This is a genomic window from Erwinia sp. MMLR14_017 (assembly GCF_033657285.1).
Classification (GTDB): Bacteria; Pseudomonadota; Gammaproteobacteria; order Enterobacterales; family Enterobacteriaceae; genus Erwinia.
Genome location: NZ_JAWVWP010000009.1, coordinates 48,863 through 65,819, shown reverse-complemented (window position 1 = coordinate 65,819; position 16,957 = coordinate 48,863). Strand labels below are relative to the sequence as shown.

Genomic DNA, 16,957 nt, shown 5'->3' with positions numbered 1-16,957 from the left:
CTGGCCGCTTTATAAAAGCGGCATCTTTGCCGGATCGGGATAGCGATATTCAAAGCCCAGATCGCGACAAATTTTGCTGCCGTCGATCAGTTTGCCCTTATCAGTGTTCTCTTGCTGACGAAAGGTTGGCGGCGTCAGCCCACGCTGGCGTGCCACCGCCGGATAGAATTCGCTACGTGCAGGGTGCTCTGGCGCGCTGAGGTTATAGATATGTCCACCTTTAGGCGTTTTTAGCAGCAGTGAAATCGCGGCGACCACATCTTCCAGATGCACCAGATTGACGCCATGACTGCCGTCGGCGAGATCCGTTTTGCCTGCCAGGAACCGCCCCGGATGGCGTTCAGGCCCCACCAGCCCGGAAAGGCGCAGGATATCCACCGAGGTGTGCGGAAGATGATGCAACCACTCCTCCAGTTCTTTTAGCGTTTTACCGGCGATGGTCTGCGGCTCCAGCGGCGAGCCCTCTTTCATTACGCCAGAACCGCTGCCATAGACCGAGGTTGAGCTGGTAAAAATGATCCTTGGGATAGCGCGGGCCAGAGCGCTATCGACGATTTGCTGAACGGCCAGCATATAGCTCTCTCCGCCTTCAGCCGTGCGGCTGGCTGGCAGCGTGATCACCAGCGCATCCACGCTGAGTAAAGCCTCCAGATCGTCCGCATCACAGATCAACTCCGGCTTCAGCTCCAGCAGATAACTTTCAATGCCGCACATCCGCGCAGCGTCCACGCCATCCTGCGTGGTCTTGCTTCCCAAAACCTGCCAGCCGTGAGCGGTTAATGACAGCCCCAGCGGCAAACCCAGCCAGCCCAGACCCACAATCGCAACTCTTTTCATCCTCTGACTCCTGTAGTGAGGCGTGTTCAATACCTTAAACCTACGCCAGCGTACCCTCTGTGACAATGCAGAGATGATGAGAGAATCTTACTTAATTGACAAAAAAGGGTTGCGCGTGGCGCGTCACCTGCGTTAGGTTATTTGTCACGATATGAATATCCATTCATCCAAGAGAATTTTATGACACGCGTTCAGTTTACTCACCATCATCACCATCATCCTGACTAGTCTTTCAGGCGATGTGTGCTGGAAGACGATCAGAGTCTTCCAGTGGTGCAGAACGCAAGAACAGCCCCCGGAAGATCGCCTTCCGGGGGCTTTTTTTTGGGTTGGACCCGGCCGGGATGAGAGAACTGCAACAGGTTGACGCAGACAGTTAAAGGAAAAGTACTCATGTTAGATAACACCCGTTTACGCATAGCTATGCAGAAATCAGGCCGTTTAAGCGATGAATCACGCGAATTGCTCGCCCGCTGCGGAATTAAAATCAATTTACAGCAGCAGCGACTGATCGCTTTCGCTGAGAACATGCCAATTGATATCCTGCGCGTGCGTGATGACGATATCCCGGGGCTGGTGATGGATGGCGTGGTTGACCTCGGTATCATTGGCGAAAACGTGCTGGAAGAAGAGCTGCTGACCCGCCGCGCTCAGGGGGAAGATCCGCGTTACTTCACGCTGCGTCGTCTGGATTTCGGCGGCTGCCGCCTGTCGCTGGCGATGCCGGTGGATGATGAGTACACCGGTCCGCAATGTTTACAAAACTCCCGCATTGCCACCTCTTATCCTCACCTGCTGAAGCAGTATCTCGACAAACAGAAAGTGGCGTTTAAATCCTGCCTGCTGAACGGTTCAGTAGAAGTAGCGCCGCGTGCTGGTCTGGCCGATGCCATCTGCGACCTGGTTTCTACCGGCGCGACACTGGAAGCCAATGGTTTGCGTGAAGTTGAAGTCATTTACCGCTCCAAAGCCTGCCTGATCCAGCGCGATGGGGAAATGCCGGCTGCCAAACATGAACTTATCGACAAGCTGATGACCCGTATTCAGGGCGTTATCCAGGCGCGTGAGTCCAAATACATCATGCTGCACGCACCGAGCGAAAAGCTGGAAGATATCATCTCCCTGCTGCCGGGTGCAGAGCGCCCTACTGTGCTGCCGCTGGCTGGCGACAAGAGCCGCGTAGCGATGCATATGGTCAGTAGCGAAACGCTGTTCTGGGAAACGATGGAAAAGCTGAAAGCGCTGGGCGCCAGCTCCATCCTTGTGCTGCCCATTGAGAAGATGATGGAGTAACAATGGCAAACTTCGCGACCCCCATTGACTGGCAGAGCTGTAGTGAAGCTCAGCAGCAGGCGCTGCTGACCCGTCCGGCTATTTCTGCTTCAGAAAATATCAGCCAGACCGTGCGCGGCATTCTGGATAAAGTGAAGGCTGAAGGCGATGCGGCGCTACGCTTCTACAGCGCTACCTTTGATAAAACCCAGGTTGATGAGCTGCGCGTAACGGCAGAGCAGATCGAGGCCGCTGCGGCGCGTCTTGGTGACGAGATCAAACAGGCGATGGCCGTTGCCGTTGGCAATATTGAAACCTTCCATGTGGCGCAGCAGTTGCCCGCAGTAGATATCGAAACGCAGCCCGGCGTGCGCTGTCAGCAGATTACCCGTCCGGTGGCGTCTGTAGGCCTGTACATTCCTGGCGGCTCTGCCCCGCTCTTCTCTACCGTGCTGATGCTGGCAACGCCTGCCCGCATCGCCGGCTGCCAGCGTGTGGTGCTCTGTTCGCCACCGCCAATTGCCGATGAGATCCTCTACGCTGCCAGGCTCTGCGGCGTAAAAGAAGTGTTTCAGGTTGGGGGCGCACAGGCCATTGCTGCGCTGGCCATGGGTACGGAATCGGTGCCTAAGGTCGACAAGATTTTTGGGCCTGGCAATGCTTATGTCACCGAAGCCAAACGTCAGGTCAGCCAGCGTCTGGACGGGGCCGCGATCGATATGCCTGCCGGGCCTTCCGAAGTGCTGGTGATTGCCGATGCCGAAGCCACGCCCGCCTTTGTTGCTTCTGACCTGCTTTCGCAGGCGGAACATGGCCCGGACTCTCAGGTTATTTTGCTGACGCCCTCTTCAGCGATGGCAAAAGCGGTCGCGGAGGCGGTTGAAGCCCAGCTGGCAGAGCTTCCCCGCGCCGAAACCGCACGTAAGGCGCTGGAAAGCAGCCGCCTGATTGTGACGAAAGATTTACTGCAATGTGTGGAAATCAGTAACCGTTATGGTCCCGAGCACCTGATTATTCAGACGCGCCAGGCCCGCGACCTGGTAGAGAGCATCACCAGCGCAGGTTCGGTGTTTCTCGGCGACTGGTCGCCGGAGTCTGCCGGGGATTATGCGTCCGGCACTAACCATGTGCTGCCAACCTATGGCTATACCGCGACCTGTTCCAGTCTGGGACTGGCTGATTTTCAGAAGCGCATGACCGTGCAGGAGCTGACGCCGCAGGGCTTTATGAACCTGGCGCCCACCATTGAGATCCTGGCGGCTGCGGAACAGCTTACCGCCCATAAAAATGCCGTTACCCTGCGCGTTGCCGCGCTCAAGGAGAAGTCATGAGCAACAGGATTGAAGAGCTGGCGCGTGCCAACGTTCGCGCCCTGACGCCTTATCAGTCTGCCCGGCGTCTTGGCGGCAACGGTGACGTCTGGCTTAACGCTAACGAATATCCGCTGGCGGTGCCTTTTGAGCTGACCCAGCAAACGCTGAACCGCTATCCTGAATGCCAGCCAGCGCTGGTGATTGAGCGCTATGCGGCCTATGCGGGATTGACGCCGGACCAGGTACTGGTCAGCCGGGGAGCTGATGAAGGGATTGAACTACTGATCCGCGCTTTTTGCGAACCGGGTAAAGATGCGGTGCTGTTCTGCCCGCCAACTTACGGCATGTACAGCGTCAGCGCGGAAACTATTGGCGTGGAGTACCGCACCGTGGAAGCACGGGAAGGCTGGCAGCTGAACCTGCCAGCTATTGCTGACCAGCTGGATGGCGTGAAAGTGGTTTATGTCTGCAGCCCGAACAACCCCACCGGCAATCTGATCAATCCTGAAGATATCCGCGAGCTGCTGGAGATGACCAAGGGTAAAGCACTGGTGGTGGCCGATGAGGCTTACATCGAGTTTTGCCCTCAGGCTTCGCTCACCAGCTGGCTGAAAACCTATCCTCACCTTGTGATCCTGCGTACGCTTTCAAAAGCCTTTGCGCTGGCGGGGCTGCGTTGCGGCTTTACGCTGGCTAATGCCGAGGTTATCGCCCTGCTGATGAAGGTCATCGCCCCTTACCCACTCTCCACGCCCGTAGCGGATATCGCGGCTCAGGCGTTAAGCGACCAGGGCATCGCGCTGATGAAGCAGCACGTGGGCGAGCTGATCGCCACCCGCGAACAGCTGATCGCCTCGCTGAAGGCATGTGATTGCGTGGAGGAGGTCTTCCCCAGCGACACCAATTATGTGCTTGCCCGTTTTACCCGTTCGGGCCAGGTCTTTAAAACGCTGTGGGATCTGGGCATTATCCTGCGTGACCAGAATAAACAGCCGGGGCTGTCGGGATGTTTGCGCATCTCTGTCGGTACCCGCGAAGAGTGCGAGCGCGTTATCTCCGCGTTGAACAAATTACCCGGCGCGTCCGGTTCCATGGAGCAAGCATGAGCCAGAAAACCCTTTTTATCGATCGTGACGGCACGATTATCTCCGAACCCCCGGCTGATTTTCAGGTGGATCGCATGGATAAGCTGGCCTTCGAGCCGGATGTGATCCCTGCGTTGTTATCCCTGCAGAAAGCGGGCTACAAGCTGGTGATGATCACCAATCAGGATGGGCTAGGCACCGAAAGCTTCCCGCAGGCGGATTTTGACGGCCCGCATAATCTGATGATGCAGATCCTCACCTCGCAAGGGGTACAGTTTGATGACGTACTGATTTGCCCTCACCTGCCGGAAGATAGCTGTGACTGCCGCAAGCCAAAAACCAAAATGGTTGAGGCATGGCTGGCTGAAGGCGCGCTGGATACGGCGAACAGCTATGTGATTGGCGACCGTGCGACCGACATAGAGTTGGCAAATAATATGGGTATTACCGGCCTGCTCTATTCACGGAACGATCTTAACTGGCAGTCCATTGAGCAGCAGCTGACCAGGCGCGATCGCCATGCGCTGGTTAAGCGTAATACGAAAGAAACGCAGATCAGCGTAGAGGTCTGGCTGGATCGCGAAGGCAACAGCAAGTTCAATACCGGCGTTGGCTTCTTTGATCATATGCTGGATCAGATCGCTACTCACGGCGGCTTCCGCATGAATATTGAGGTGAAAGGCGATCTCTATATCGACGATCACCACACCGTGGAAGATACCGGTCTGGCGCTGGGTGAAGCGCTGCTGAAAGCGCTGGGCGACAAGCGTGGCATTGGCCGCTTCGGGTTTGTGCTGCCGATGGACGAATGCCTGGCGCGCTGCGCGCTGGATATCTCTGGCCGCCCGCACCTCGAATATAAAGCGGAATTCAGTTACCAGCGTGTGGGCGACCTGAGCACCGAGATGGTCGAGCACTTCTTCAGCTCGCTCTCCTATACTATGGCCAGTACGCTGCACCTGAAAACCAAAGGTAAAAACGACCACCACCGCGTGGAGAGCCTCTTTAAAGCCTTTGGCCGCACGCTGCGCCAGGCGATCCGCGTTGAGGGCAATACGCTGCCAAGCTCAAAAGGAGTGCTGTGATGAATGTGGTGATCCTGGATACAGGCTGCGCCAATCTCTCTTCGGTAAAGTGGGCCGTGCAGCGTCTGGGCTTTGATCCGGTGGTGAGCCGCGATGCCGATATCGTTTTACAGGCTAACAAGCTGTTGCTGCCGGGCGTAGGAACCGCTCAGGCGGCCATGGATCAGCTGCGTGAACGCGAGCTGATCGAGTTAATCAAAGCTTGTACTCAACCCGTGCTGGGCATCTGCCTGGGCATGCAGCTTCTGGGTTCGGAAAGCGATGAGAGCGGCGGTGTTAAAACGCTGGGGATAATCGAAGAGCCTGTACAGAAAATGCAGGATTTAGGCCTACCGCTGCCGCATATGGGCTGGAACCAGATCGCCTCTCAGGCCGGCAATCATCTGTTCCGTGGCATTCCCGATGGTTCGTACTTCTACTTCGTGCACAGCTATGCGATGCCGGTGAATCCCTACACCATTGCTCAGTGTAACTACGGCGAAGCCTTCACCGCTGCCGTACAGAAAGATAATTTCTTCGGCGTACAGTTCCACCCGGAGCGTTCCGGTGCGGCTGGCGCGCAGCTGCTGAAAAATTTCCTGGAGATGTAACGGGTATGATTATCCCCGCATTAGATTTAATAGAAGGCAAAGTGGTTCGTCTTCATCAGGGCGACTACGGACAGCAGCGTGATTACGGTAGCGACCCGCTGCCCCGGCTACAGGATTATGAAGCCCAGGGCGCGGAAGTGCTGCATCTGGTCGATCTCACCGGTGCTAAAGATCCTGCTGCCCGCCAGATCCCATTACTGACCACTTTGCTGGCAGGCGTCAGCGTACCGGTTCAGATAGGTGGCGGCATTCGTACCCGCGAAGATGTGGACGCCCTGCTTAAAGCTGGCGCAACCCGGGTCGTGGTCGGTTCAACCGCCGTAAAAGATCCTGAGGAAGTGAAGAGCTGGTTTAAGCAGTATGGGCCGGAAGCTATTGTGCTGGCGCTGGACGTGCGCATTGATGCCAACAACCGCAAAGAAGTGGCGATTAGCGGCTGGCAGGAAGCAGCAGGCGTGACGCTGGAAGAGGTGATTGAACAGTTTAAACCTGTGGGGCTGAAGCATGTACTCTGCACCGATATCTCCCGCGATGGCACGCTGAGCGGCTCAAACGTGGCGTTATACCGTGAGATCTCCACACGGTTCCCGGCTATCGCGTTTCAGTCTTCTGGCGGTATCGGTTCGCTGGACGACATTGCCGCATTAAACGGCTCGGGAGCCAAAGGCGTAATCGTAGGTCGCGCACTGTTAGAAGGTAAATTCACCGTCTCGGAGGCTATTTCATGCTGGCAAAAAGGATAATTCCCTGCCTGGACGTTCGTGACGGTCAGGTCGTTAAAGGCGTACAGTTCCGTAATCATGAAATCATCGGCGACATCGTACCGCTGGCCCAGCGCTATGCGCAGGAAGGGGCTGATGAGCTGGTCTTCTACGATATCACCGCCTCTTCCGATGGACGCGTTGTCGATAAGAGCTGGGTCTCGCGCGTGGCAGAAGTAATCGATATTCCCTTCTGCGTAGCCGGGGGCATTAAGTCCACCGAAGAAGCTGCGCAGATATTGTCGTTTGGTGCAGATAAAATTTCTATCAACTCTCCTGCGCTGGCCGACCCGGAACTGATTACGCGTCTGGCAGATCGTTTTGGCGTGCAGTGCATCGTGGTGGGAATTGATACCTGGTTTGACAGCGAAACCGGCAAATATCATGTTAATCAGTACACCGGCGACGAAAAGCGTACCAAAGTTACCACCTGGGAAACCCTGGAGTGGGTACAGGAAGTGCAGAAGCGCGGCGCGGGTGAAATCGTTCTGAATATGATGAACCAGGACGGCGTGCGCAACGGCTACGACCTGATGCAACTGCAGAAGGTGCGTGAGGTGTGCAAGGTGCCGCTGATCGCCTCCGGTGGCGCGGGTACGATGGAACACTTCCATGAAGCGTTCCGGGATGCTGACGTGGACGGAGCGCTGGCCGCATCCGTCTTCCATAAACAGATCATTAATATCGGGGAACTGAAAAGGTTCCTGATCGAAAAAGGTGTGGAGATCCGCGCGTGTTAACTGAACAACAGCTGGCCCAGTTGGACTGGGTAAAAACGGATGGCATGATGCCAGCCATCGTGCAACATGCCGTTTCTGGTGAAGTACTGATGCATGGCTATATGAACCAGGAAGCGCTGACCAAAACGCTGGAAATTGGCAAGGTGACATTCTGGTCCCGCACCAAACAGCGTCTGTGGACAAAAGGCGAAACGTCAGAAAATTACCTGAACGTGGTGAGCATCACACCAGACTGCGATAACGATACGCTGCTGATTCTGGCTAATCCCATCGGGCCAACCTGCCATCTGGGCACGTCCAGCTGCTTCTCCCCTGCTGCACCGGACTGGGCTTTCCTTTACCAGTTGGAACAGTTGCTGGCGGAGCGTAAACATGCCGATCCGAAAAGCTCCTATACCGCCAGTCTTTACGCCAGCGGCACCAAGCGCATAGCGCAAAAAGTTGGTGAGGAAGGAGTGGAAACTGCACTGGCGGCGACAGTAAACGATCGTCATGAGCTGACTAACGAAGCCTCGGATCTGATCTATCACCTGCTGGTTCTGCTACAGGATCAGGATTTAAATCTGAGCACGGTCATCAATAATCTTCGTCAGCGGCATAAATAATCGCTGTATCAAAAAAGGCTCCGCTAAGGGAGCCTCTTTTGTAATTCAGAAGTTATTTTTGGTTTCTGAGACGGTATGAGCGAGTCACATTACGCGAAATAACAATACATGAGCCAATTATAGCTCCAAAAACCAAGGCAAAAGCAAGAGTTAAAGCACGTTTTGGGCTGTTACGACGAATTGGTAAGTCAGCTTTCTTTATATATTGAAAATTCTGTAATTTTGAAAAGTCTATTCTTAAATTTTTCAAAGAGAAATATGCGCGCTGAGTTTCATAATAATAATCACTAAGCTCAAGAGGTTTGGTATTTTCATTAGCGATCATCGATTTTAAAGCCGGCCCCCCAAGAAGATAGAGAGTATCATCTGAAAGAAATTCTGCCTGACTAAGTTGAGTAGCATTTATCTTTGCAGCATCAGCAACCTTAATCGCTTGCGCTATAACATCTAATCGATGCTGTTTTTTATCTTGGGCAATTTTCTCTTGCGCGGCAAGAGAATCTTTAAGACCATTTAATTTTACAAAAATATTAGTACGCATATCTAAAGCATAATCATTGGAAACTTCTCTATTTAATTCCGATATATAATGAGTAAGTCTGGTTTGCGCATCTTTTGCAGAGTCACCAGTGAAGGTAAGAATAAGTGGATCATCCTTGCCTTTTGTAGCCTGGCGGACCTTAAATTCTTCAGGATTTTCAAGACTGCCTAACGTACCCGAAAGAGCATATGCTGAAGCAGTATAACGGTTAAAAATCTGTCGCTGTAAATCAGGCAACCTAATCTTATCATCAATGTTTTGAATATACAGAATACTCAAGGCATTATTGTAGGTTGAAACCTGACCAGCAGAGGGTTGCGTTATTATAGACTCAGAGATCCATTTTTCTTTCACCGTCATCACATATATAGCACCAATAATTAACATTGTAATCATTGAGGCAAATATTATTAATTTACCTTTCCATAATTGCGATATAATCTCCAGAAGATCAAAATCTTGATCAATTGTATTAGGTGATTCATAGGGTTTAAGACGCTCTGAAGGCGCTGAATGCTTCTCGGGACTCATAGGTTATTTTGACTCTGCTAAATGGTTACATCGAGGAAAAGTACAGGAAAGTGGGCAACAAAAATCATTTAATAAAAAAGCTCCCGCTATCGCGGGAGCCAGAATATCAGTCAAGCCATTCGGTATGGAAGACACCCTCTTTATCAGTACGCTTATAGGTATGCGCACCGAAGTAATCGCGCTGCGCCTGAATCAGGTTAGCAGGCAATACCGCTGAACGATAGCTGTCATAGTAGGCGATGGCTGCCGAGAAGGTAGGTGTTGGAATACCATTTTGTACAGCATACGCAACTACATCACGCAGCGCCTGCTGGTATTCATCAGCGATGTTTTTGAAGTATGGCGCCAGCAGTAGGTTAGCGATGTTGGCATCGTCTGCGTAAGCATCGGTAATCTTCTGCAGGAACTGAGCACGGATGATGCACCCAGCACGGAAGATTTTAGCGATCTCACCGTAGTGCAGATCCCAGTTGTTCTCGTCAGAAGCGGCTTTCAACTGAGAGAAGCCCTGAGCATAAGAAACGATTTTACCCAGGTACAGAGCGCGGCGAACTTTCTCAACGAACTCAGTCTTATCACCAGAGATAGTCTGCACAGTCGGGCCGCTCAGCACTTTAGAAGCTGCAACACGCTGAGTTTTCAGCGAGGACAGGTAACGGGCAAATACGGATTCAGTGATCAGTGACAGTGGCTCGCCAAGGTCCAGGGAGCTCTGGCTGGTCCACTTACCGGTACCTTTGTTCGCTGCTTCATCAAGAATCACATCAACCAGGTATTTATCGTCTTCATCTTTTTTGGTGAAGATGTCTTTAGTGATGTCAATCAGGTAGCTGCTCAGCTCGCCTTCGTTCCACTCGCTGAAGGTTTTAGCCAAATCGTCATTGCTCAGGTTCAGGGCATTTTTCAGCAGGGAGTAAGCCTCAGCAATCAGCTGCATGTCGCCATACTCAATGCCGTTGTGCACCATCTTCACATAGTGACCAGCGCCATCCGGACCCATATAAGCTACGCAAGCTTCGCCTTCTGCACGGGCAGCAATCTCATTCAGGATTGGAGCTACCAGCTCGTAAGCTTCTTTCTGGCCACCAGGCATGATGGATGGGCCTTTCAGTGCGCCCTCTTCGCCGCCGGAAACACCGGTACCGATAAAGTTGAAGCCCTGGTCAGACAGTTCGCGATTACGGCGAATAGTATCTTTATAGAAGGTGTTACCACCGTCAATAAGAATGTCACCTTTATCAAGGTGCGGCGTCAGGGAAGCGATTGTTTTGTCAGTCGCTTCGCCAGCCTGAACCATCAGCAGGATACGACGCGGTTTTTCAAGGGACTCAACAAACTCTTCAATGGTGTAGTAAGGCGCCAACTTTTTGCCTTCATTCTCAGCGATAACCTCTTCAGTCTTCTCGCGTGAACGGTTAAAGATGGAAACGGTGTAGCCACGGCTCTCAATGTTGAGTGCCAGATTGCGACCCATAACAGCCATACCTACAACGCCGATCTGTTGCTTGGACATACCTACTCCTGTCTACGTAGTTTACTAGCAGTATTTAAACTGCAGCCAATGTTCTGAATATGTTAACTCAAATCAATATGATAAGCGTAGTAATTGGTGCGATAGCCATCACTGAACTCAACTGGATAAAAAAACATTATTCATTTTAATAATTATGCCAATAATCACTATTCAAAAATATTATAAAAAATTAACAAATACCGATACTGAAATTTTTAGATAGATTCGTGTAATGGGCTGAAATTTACACGATGTTGCTTTTTGGTTTCAAAAAACCATTCCTTGCCATTGTAAAAATAATAACGCTTTTAAGATGCCACCAAAAATGCCTTGAAAAAACCTTGCGATTATTATGCTTTGCAATATGCAATCCACGCACATCAGGAAAATAGATTAGCGGTAAATCTTCTTTTTTTAACCGGTAACAAATGTCGACATCTTCACAATACATAAAATAATTAATATCAAAACCTTTAAGCTTCCCAAATGTTGATGCAGTAAAAGCCATAAACGATCCAGCACACCAATCTATCTTCTTTTTTTGATCGATCGTATTTTTATTTATTTTTGTTTTATTGATACCTAGCGTAAAAGACTTTATGAAATCCATCAAAGTTGGAAAGTTTCGAATTGAATCATCAGAAATTGAGAAATCTGCGTCCTTAAAGAGATTAATTGTTGCTGCACAAATATCACTTTCATGCATTGAAATAATAAGTTTCATTATCTCATCTTTACTGATAAAAACGTCAGGATTAACAACTAAGAAAAAATCCTTACACGACATACCAAGTTCAGAGCAGCAAAAGTTATAGACTATATTATTGTTAAAGCCGAAACCTTTATTATAATCAGAGTCAATGAGATGGATATTATTTTCATCACAATAAGAAACAATCTCACTATCCTGTGTGTTGTTCTTTACGACTACATGGAACACTTCTGCAAGTTTCGCTAACGAATCTAGTTCTTTAAGCATTACAGAATGCCCATGAGAAACAACTGATATAAAAACTTTTCTTCCTGAAATACAACTATCATTCATGTTATGAACCTTTAATAATTTTCTTAGAAAAAAGTTCAAATAGCATCAAGAGTGAAATAATATTTTCAGCCCATCAATTTGACTTTTAAACCAATATTTCAAGTAAGAAATCCTTTTTCCAGGTGAGAAAAAAATCAGCAGTAACTGGTGAGCATTATTAATTATAAACTCTCTTAGCTTCATCAAAACTGGAATATAAGGAAGTTTAAAAAGATAATACATATTTCTCATTCTATAATACCTTCGCCACGGAGAATGCACCGGTAGCTTGTATTTCAGAAAGACAATATTGTCATCACCTATAGCGTGATCCATACGACTGGTCGGTATTGAGTATATTTTATATCCTTCATGCCCTGCCCGCATGCACCACTCAGTATCTACGTAATCAATAAAATATTCTGACTTCATTAAGCCAATTTTCTTGAGCACTTCCAGCTTCATTAAACTGCCCGAAGAAATGATAAAACTCACTTCAAACGGAGGGCTATTTTTTTCAGGAGTGATTCGTGTTCTGACTCCCTTGCCGTCAAGTTTTATTTGGGGATAAATGAATTTGAATCTGTAATCCTGAAATATAGGGCCTACTGCTGCCAGCTTGATACCCGTTTCTTCAAGATTAATGTAGTTTGTAAACAAATCAGAGATCATCCCTTCAGGAACGATACTGTCTTGATCAAAGAAGACGACAAAATCATGATCCAGCTTTTCGGCCAGTATGATTCCGTGATTTTGAGCACTGGCAATTCCCTCATTTTTGGGAAGCCTGATGAAATGAGTATGATTACTATTTTCTATTACAAAATTTGCACTGTTATTATCGATAATAATAATATTATCGACCTGACCACTTAATGAGTTCAATAGGGTACTGACACCATCACTTGGTTCATAGGTTACTACTATGGCAGCAATCCTGCTATTGTTCATAAACACCATACCGACCGAGTTCAATTGATTATTATTAACAGATTAATTAAAGTGATTATTTAATTAAAAAAGGTAACATAAGGTTCAAGTAAAATATTATGAAATATATTTATATAAAAAACCATGCCAGTAAATAAAGTTAGCAAAAAAACTCCAATGTATTTGTTTTTTGAAACATACAATAAATATGGCAGAATAAATATTTCTGAAATACCAAATAAATCGGATAAGCGAACAGCGAAAACAGGTATATCAAAGAACACAACCCAACAAATTGTGGAAAAGATATAAAAGCGAAGCATTAAGTTGAAAAACTTCGAATCATCATGTTTTTTCGCCACAAAAAAATACATCAAAATAATATTTATTATTTTTATTAATTGCATGACGCTGAAGACATTAATTGCCTGAACTTCACCCATTTCAGCTTTTTGGCTATAAATCGCAAACTTCTCCTGCACGTAACCTATAGGTATATATGAAAAAGCCGTAGCAAACCCAAAATGCAATATAAACATTATATAAGAAATTAAAATAACAAAAGCATATGCAGCCATTTCTTTTGCATTAATCCTTCTTTTCGGCATGAACGGTATTATCAAGAAGATCAGTGCTGAATAGTGAAAAAGGCAAGAGATGAATAATAGTATGAAAAAAAACTTTTTGTTCCCATTCAACCAATTATTTATAGCTATTATCGCAATTGCAATTGAAACACCAATTCTTATTTGTGTCATTTCATGCAAGAAATAATAATTACTATAATATACTAAAACAGAGATTACCGGAAATATACTATAAGTTCTAAAGGTATAAAATTTAAAACCTAAGCCAATTATAGCATATAAAACAAACAGCAATATTGGCCCACTGGTCAAAAAATCTGATAGCAGACTAAAAAAATAATACGAAGGTTCAATTAAATAGCCATCGCCATGAACAATATAGCCATAAATAGTAAGGTAATTTTGGTGGTCTCTATCAATTATCCCTCTAAGGGCACAGAATATTAGCAAAATAAAAAATGAGACGGAGAAAATAACTTTATTTGTGCTAGCTTTTGAATTCTTATCAACTGAAATTAAAGCAAAAAAATAAAATAAAAAATAACCTATAGCGTATATTTCCATCTATTTTACCCAGTTCAACTACAATTTATCCAATAATTTTGCAATGCATTTGTTTATAATATTCTTATCCCTCATTGAGGCCATAGAAATAAGTTTATTTTTAAAAATATTATTAGATTGATTGTGCTTATGAAGCTCATAAGAGAAATATTCATTATCATTTCTTGAACTTTCTTTCATAAATGAATATTTCAATCCTTCTTGCCACAATACATACATTAGGCTAAGTTGATCTCTCGGGGCATAAGACCCAAAAATCACCCACCATTTTTCCATAGCATTTTTAATCTCAGGGTTACTTATATCCCTAATCAAAATATTATTTTCTGCAAGTCCAATATCCGGTGGAAATTTATTTTTCCTTAATAGGTTTTCCACAATATCAGTATATTCATCAGAGTTGATTTTTTTATGTTCTAAACAAACTTTTGCTTCTTGATAAATACAATTTCTCAAAAAATGTTTTGGAAAAACAATAGGTGCTTCTTTTAAATAATCAGTTATTAAACGAGACGGTGACTTTTTAAGCTGTACATTTGAATCAACATACATCGCTACATCGTATGAACTAAAAAACCTATGTGGTAAGATTTTATACATTCGATTCATTTCAATTGGATTATTTTCTACATTACTTAACTGAATTTTCCATTTTTCTGATACAAGCGTTTTATCATCAGTTACACAAATGTAATCACATTTATCGTCTATATACATAGGTTCCAGCAGCCTATCATAGCCGCCAAACAATGCTGTATAAACCAGAATTCTATTACCCATTATTTTTCTCGATCAGGTTCGTTTTATATTAGTTAAGTCCAGCTTTTTACCCATCTCTAAATCGTATTGAGGTGGTGAAAAACGGCCAAAACCAGAGGTTGGATGAAATGTAAGTTCACCAAAATAAATTTTTCCCTGAACCGAATAAAGGTCGACTCTCACGAACGGAAAGGGCTTAGCCAACTTCTCAGCTAAATCTCTCATCCTATCAAAATTTTCTATTTTACTAATGTACTCATTCCGTGGATATTCAGCTGGCCAATTCACTTTTAATGGTTCAAAATCGCGAGTGTAATTATTCCTCATATGGACAACCTCTTTATTAGAGTCTATATGAACAATTTCAACCTGCCCATTAACACACGTGAACTTTATATCACTTGGTATATTACCATCTTCATCCATAAGCAATTTTTCAATCAATATAGTAGGTGGTATGTTTTTATATTGCCATTCTTTATTTTTATGATGATAAACTGTTTTTAACCATATCTGGCATTGCGCGACAAGCTCGTCAAGGTCAACATCATTTTTATTTTTATATATTTTAAACCCACCACTATTGTGATTAGCTTTGACAATAAAAGGCACGTCTGGAAAAGAGTATTTTTTTAAGTCATTAACGTCTCTCGTTGTAAACAATAAAGGTATAAGATACTCCTCTCCAATCTTTTCAGCGATATAATCTCGCACTGCAACTTTATCTGTACAGGTGGTTAAAATTGGATCCTTATAATTTAGTTTCAGCCACTGTAACTTTTCGTTTAACGTTTTTGGATTTTTTAAATTTAAATTATAACCCAGATGCTTTTTGAAAATCATCTTCAAATATACAGAATCTGGAAGAATTCTTGCTTTCAGGATTTTTAATGTTTCTATTATCATTTAATTTACAGCCTTTTTTTTTGGCCAAACTGTATCAACAGTGAAACTTAGACCGCGAGTTAAATTATTTTTTTCCATCGACATAATGCTATTCGATAGATAAGTTCGTATGAAAAAATGCCAATAGAGGTGTAAAGGAAAAAGTTTAAACTTGTAAGAAGATTAAAATAATATCCGAGCATCATTGTGAGGAGGTAAACAATTGTGGTTGAAAACGCTCCTAGCAAGTGTAAATGTGTATAGCCATATATCAGCAGCCCATTGCGTGCTAAAGGTAAACTTATTGAAAAAACCACCACAGATATCATCATCATTCTCGTGAGAAATATTGATTCTTCACTTGGAACAAATAGCACCTTGGTTATTAGAGGAATAAATAACTGTGCGAATAATACATACCCCGTAGATAATATAACAGAAGCGAAAATTAACTTTTTGAGAAAATTGAGACTTTTCTCTCGTGACATTTTCGCGAAAACCGCACTGTTTATTATATTAATTGGTATTAAAGCCAATGTTAATATTTTCTGTGAAAAATCATATATAGCTACGAATTCGGAGTTAAGGAAGGCACCAATTAATATGACATCTAATTTATTTTTTATTGTTATAACTGCTGAGGTAAGAAATATATTAAAACTGTCTTTGATTACGTTTTTGATGGATGATAGAGAGGGGCGTTGTAACTCTATATGTCTGGAAAGCATCAAAAGTATGCACCCCACCCCTGTTATAAAGTAGCAAATACCAGTAAGCAATGAAACATAAATATAATCTGATGGACCATTAATAAATGTAAATACCAAGGCTATATTTATTATTTTGGCTATAACAGATAATAATGCGATGATTTTCATATCTTCTTTGGCTTGGAAAAACCACTGACAAATTAAAAACTCATTAAAAGTCAGCGTATAAGCCGTCAGGTAAAGGATCTTACTTTGAAAATCATTTACAAAAACCAATACAGAAGTAATATAAATTATTGTGCTTATTACCCACACTATTGTTTTTGTAACTATTATCGCAGAACAGATTTCATTAATTTTTACTTTATCTGATATTACTTCTGCAATTGATTTTGTCGCACTGATAGTAAATCCAAAGTCGATAATAATAGCAACATAACTTACTATTGCCTGACTAAGCATAACCTTTCCGTACAATGACAAACCCAACGTTTTTATCAGATAAGGATAAGTGATGAAAGGTAACAACATGGAAATAATCTGAATTACCGTAAGATAAGATAAATTTTCAATTATTTTTTTGTTATTACTAATTAATGAAACTATTTTTCTTTTATACATGATT

The 16,957-nt window shown here is 45.3% G+C and carries 18 protein-coding genes and 1 other annotated feature; of the genes, 9 read left to right on the top strand and 9 right to left on the bottom strand.

The annotated features are described in order from the left end of the window. Positions 1-9: 9 nt before the first annotated feature. A complete protein-coding gene (locus tag SD961_RS15255; RefSeq protein WP_318791199.1) occupies positions 10-837 on the bottom strand; it encodes an NAD-dependent epimerase/dehydratase family protein in 828 nt (275 codons plus the stop codon). Positions 838-1,017: 180 nt separating this feature from the next. Here SD961_RS15255 and hisL point away from each other — a divergent pair, with 180 nt between their 5' ends. The 9 genes from hisL to hisIE all read left to right on the top strand — a co-directional run bounded on the left by hisL (position 1,018) and on the right by hisIE (position 8,288). Then, complete coding sequence (gene hisL / locus SD961_RS15250) at positions 1,018-1,065, top strand: his operon leader peptide (protein WP_156485023.1); 48 nt, start codon at positions 1,018-1,020, stop codon at positions 1,063-1,065. Then, positions 1,041-1,163, top strand: a sequence feature (His leader region). Its footprint overlaps the gene before it by 25 nt. Before the next feature lie 67 nt (positions 1,164-1,230). Next, positions 1,231-2,130, top strand: coding sequence for an ATP phosphoribosyltransferase (gene hisG / locus SD961_RS15245; protein WP_318791198.1), 900 nt, complete (start codon positions 1,231-1,233; stop codon positions 2,128-2,130). Positions 2,131-2,132: 2 nt separating this feature from the next. Beyond that, the gene (gene hisD / locus SD961_RS15240) at positions 2,133-3,440 is read left to right on the top strand and encodes a histidinol dehydrogenase (RefSeq protein ID WP_318791197.1); all 1,308 of its coding nucleotides are present in this window, start codon (positions 2,133-2,135) and stop codon (positions 3,438-3,440) included. Further along, positions 3,437-4,528: a histidinol-phosphate transaminase gene (gene hisC / locus SD961_RS15235; protein ID WP_318791196.1), complete on the top strand. Its 1,092-nt coding sequence runs from the start codon at positions 3,437-3,439 to the stop codon at positions 4,526-4,528. Before hisD ends, hisC begins: the two co-directional genes overlap by 4 nt. Continuing rightward, a complete protein-coding gene (hisB, locus tag SD961_RS15230; RefSeq protein WP_318791195.1) occupies positions 4,525-5,592 on the top strand; it encodes a bifunctional histidinol-phosphatase/imidazoleglycerol-phosphate dehydratase HisB in 1,068 nt (355 codons plus the stop codon). Before hisC ends, hisB begins: the two co-directional genes overlap by 4 nt. Next, on the top strand, positions 5,592-6,182 hold the full coding sequence (gene hisH / locus SD961_RS15225; protein WP_318791194.1) for an imidazole glycerol phosphate synthase subunit HisH: 591 nt from the start codon (positions 5,592-5,594) through the stop codon (positions 6,180-6,182). Before hisB ends, hisH begins: the two co-directional genes overlap by 1 nt. Positions 6,183-6,187: 5 nt before the next feature. Continuing rightward, entirely contained in the window at positions 6,188-6,925 is a 738-nt protein-coding gene (hisA, locus tag SD961_RS15220; protein ID WP_318791193.1) for a 1-(5-phosphoribosyl)-5-[(5-phosphoribosylamino)methylideneamino]imidazole-4-carboxamide isomerase, read from the top strand. Next, positions 6,907-7,683: an imidazole glycerol phosphate synthase subunit HisF gene (hisF, locus tag SD961_RS15215; RefSeq protein WP_318791192.1), complete on the top strand. Its 777-nt coding sequence runs from the start codon at positions 6,907-6,909 to the stop codon at positions 7,681-7,683. The genes hisA and hisF overlap by 19 nt, the downstream gene beginning before the upstream one ends. Further along, complete coding sequence (gene hisIE / locus SD961_RS15210) at positions 7,677-8,288, top strand: bifunctional phosphoribosyl-AMP cyclohydrolase/phosphoribosyl-ATP diphosphatase HisIE (protein ID WP_318791191.1); 612 nt, start codon at positions 7,677-7,679, stop codon at positions 8,286-8,288. Before hisF ends, hisIE begins: the two co-directional genes overlap by 7 nt. A 52-nt stretch (positions 8,289-8,340) precedes the next feature. On the opposite strand, the gene wzzB is transcribed toward hisIE, so the two are convergent. From wzzB to SD961_RS15170, 8 genes are all read right to left on the bottom strand, one after another. After that, the gene (gene wzzB, locus SD961_RS15205) at positions 8,341-9,360 is read right to left on the bottom strand and encodes an LPS O-antigen chain length determinant protein WzzB (RefSeq protein ID WP_318791189.1); all 1,020 of its coding nucleotides are present in this window, start codon (positions 9,358-9,360) and stop codon (positions 8,341-8,343) included. A gap of 106 nt (positions 9,361-9,466) precedes the next feature. Next, complete coding sequence (gndA, locus tag SD961_RS15200) at positions 9,467-10,873, bottom strand: NADP-dependent phosphogluconate dehydrogenase (protein ID WP_318791188.1); 1,407 nt, start codon at positions 10,871-10,873, stop codon at positions 9,467-9,469. Between the two features lie 244 nt (positions 10,874-11,117). Continuing rightward, entirely contained in the window at positions 11,118-11,918 is an 801-nt protein-coding gene (locus tag SD961_RS15195; RefSeq protein ID WP_318791187.1) for a glycosyltransferase family 2 protein, read from the bottom strand. A 45-nt stretch (positions 11,919-11,963) separates the two neighbouring features. Beyond that, on the bottom strand, positions 11,964-12,848 hold the full coding sequence (locus tag SD961_RS15190; protein ID WP_318791186.1) for a glycosyltransferase family 2 protein: 885 nt from the start codon (positions 12,846-12,848) through the stop codon (positions 11,964-11,966). 59 nt (positions 12,849-12,907) lie between these two features. Beyond that, positions 12,908-13,978, bottom strand: coding sequence for an EpsG family protein (locus SD961_RS15185; RefSeq protein ID WP_318791185.1), 1,071 nt, complete (start codon positions 13,976-13,978; stop codon positions 12,908-12,910). A gap of 18 nt (positions 13,979-13,996) precedes the next feature. Continuing rightward, complete coding sequence (locus tag SD961_RS15180) at positions 13,997-14,758, bottom strand: glycosyltransferase domain-containing protein (RefSeq protein ID WP_318791184.1); 762 nt, start codon at positions 14,756-14,758, stop codon at positions 13,997-13,999. Between the two features lie 12 nt (positions 14,759-14,770). After that, positions 14,771-15,643: an ATP-grasp fold amidoligase family protein gene (locus SD961_RS15175; RefSeq protein ID WP_318791183.1), complete on the bottom strand. Its 873-nt coding sequence runs from the start codon at positions 15,641-15,643 to the stop codon at positions 14,771-14,773. 59 nt (positions 15,644-15,702) lie between these two features. Beyond that, the gene (locus SD961_RS15170) at positions 15,703-16,953 is read right to left on the bottom strand and encodes an oligosaccharide flippase family protein (RefSeq protein WP_318791181.1); all 1,251 of its coding nucleotides are present in this window, start codon (positions 16,951-16,953) and stop codon (positions 15,703-15,705) included. Positions 16,954-16,957: the final 4 nt, after the last annotated feature.

What these genes read in the sequence shown, in the direction of transcription:
- SD961_RS15170 (WP_318791181.1), bottom strand. Translation starts at nt 16,953, where the DNA reads ATGTATAAAAGAAAAATAGTTTCATTAATTAGTAATAACAAAAAAATA.
- hisH (WP_318791194.1), top strand. Translation starts at nt 5,592, where the DNA reads ATGAATGTGGTGATCCTGGATACAGGCTGCGCCAATCTCTCTTCGGTA.
- hisF (WP_318791192.1), top strand. Translation starts at nt 6,907, where the DNA reads ATGCTGGCAAAAAGGATAATTCCCTGCCTGGACGTTCGTGACGGTCAG.
- SD961_RS15190 (WP_318791186.1), bottom strand. Translation starts at nt 12,848, where the DNA reads ATGAACAATAGCAGGATTGCTGCCATAGTAGTAACCTATGAACCAAGT.
- SD961_RS15185 (WP_318791185.1), bottom strand. Translation starts at nt 13,978, where the DNA reads ATGGAAATATACGCTATAGGTTATTTTTTATTTTATTTTTTTGCTTTA.
- SD961_RS15180 (WP_318791184.1), bottom strand. Translation starts at nt 14,758, where the DNA reads ATGGGTAATAGAATTCTGGTTTATACAGCATTGTTTGGCGGCTATGAT.
- SD961_RS15255 (WP_318791199.1), bottom strand. Translation starts at nt 837, where the DNA reads ATGAAAAGAGTTGCGATTGTGGGTCTGGGCTGGCTGGGTTTGCCGCTG.
- SD961_RS15195 (WP_318791187.1), bottom strand. Translation starts at nt 11,918, where the DNA reads ATGAATGATAGTTGTATTTCAGGAAGAAAAGTTTTTATATCAGTTGTT.
- hisC (WP_318791196.1), top strand. Translation starts at nt 3,437, where the DNA reads ATGAGCAACAGGATTGAAGAGCTGGCGCGTGCCAACGTTCGCGCCCTG.
- wzzB (WP_318791189.1), bottom strand. Translation starts at nt 9,360, where the DNA reads ATGAGTCCCGAGAAGCATTCAGCGCCTTCAGAGCGTCTTAAACCCTAT.
- SD961_RS15175 (WP_318791183.1), bottom strand. Translation starts at nt 15,643, where the DNA reads ATGATAATAGAAACATTAAAAATCCTGAAAGCAAGAATTCTTCCAGAT.
- gndA (WP_318791188.1), bottom strand. Translation starts at nt 10,873, where the DNA reads ATGTCCAAGCAACAGATCGGCGTTGTAGGTATGGCTGTTATGGGTCGC.
- hisB (WP_318791195.1), top strand. Translation starts at nt 4,525, where the DNA reads ATGAGCCAGAAAACCCTTTTTATCGATCGTGACGGCACGATTATCTCC.
- hisG (WP_318791198.1), top strand. Translation starts at nt 1,231, where the DNA reads ATGTTAGATAACACCCGTTTACGCATAGCTATGCAGAAATCAGGCCGT.
- hisD (WP_318791197.1), top strand. Translation starts at nt 2,133, where the DNA reads ATGGCAAACTTCGCGACCCCCATTGACTGGCAGAGCTGTAGTGAAGCT.
- hisA (WP_318791193.1), top strand. Translation starts at nt 6,188, where the DNA reads ATGATTATCCCCGCATTAGATTTAATAGAAGGCAAAGTGGTTCGTCTT.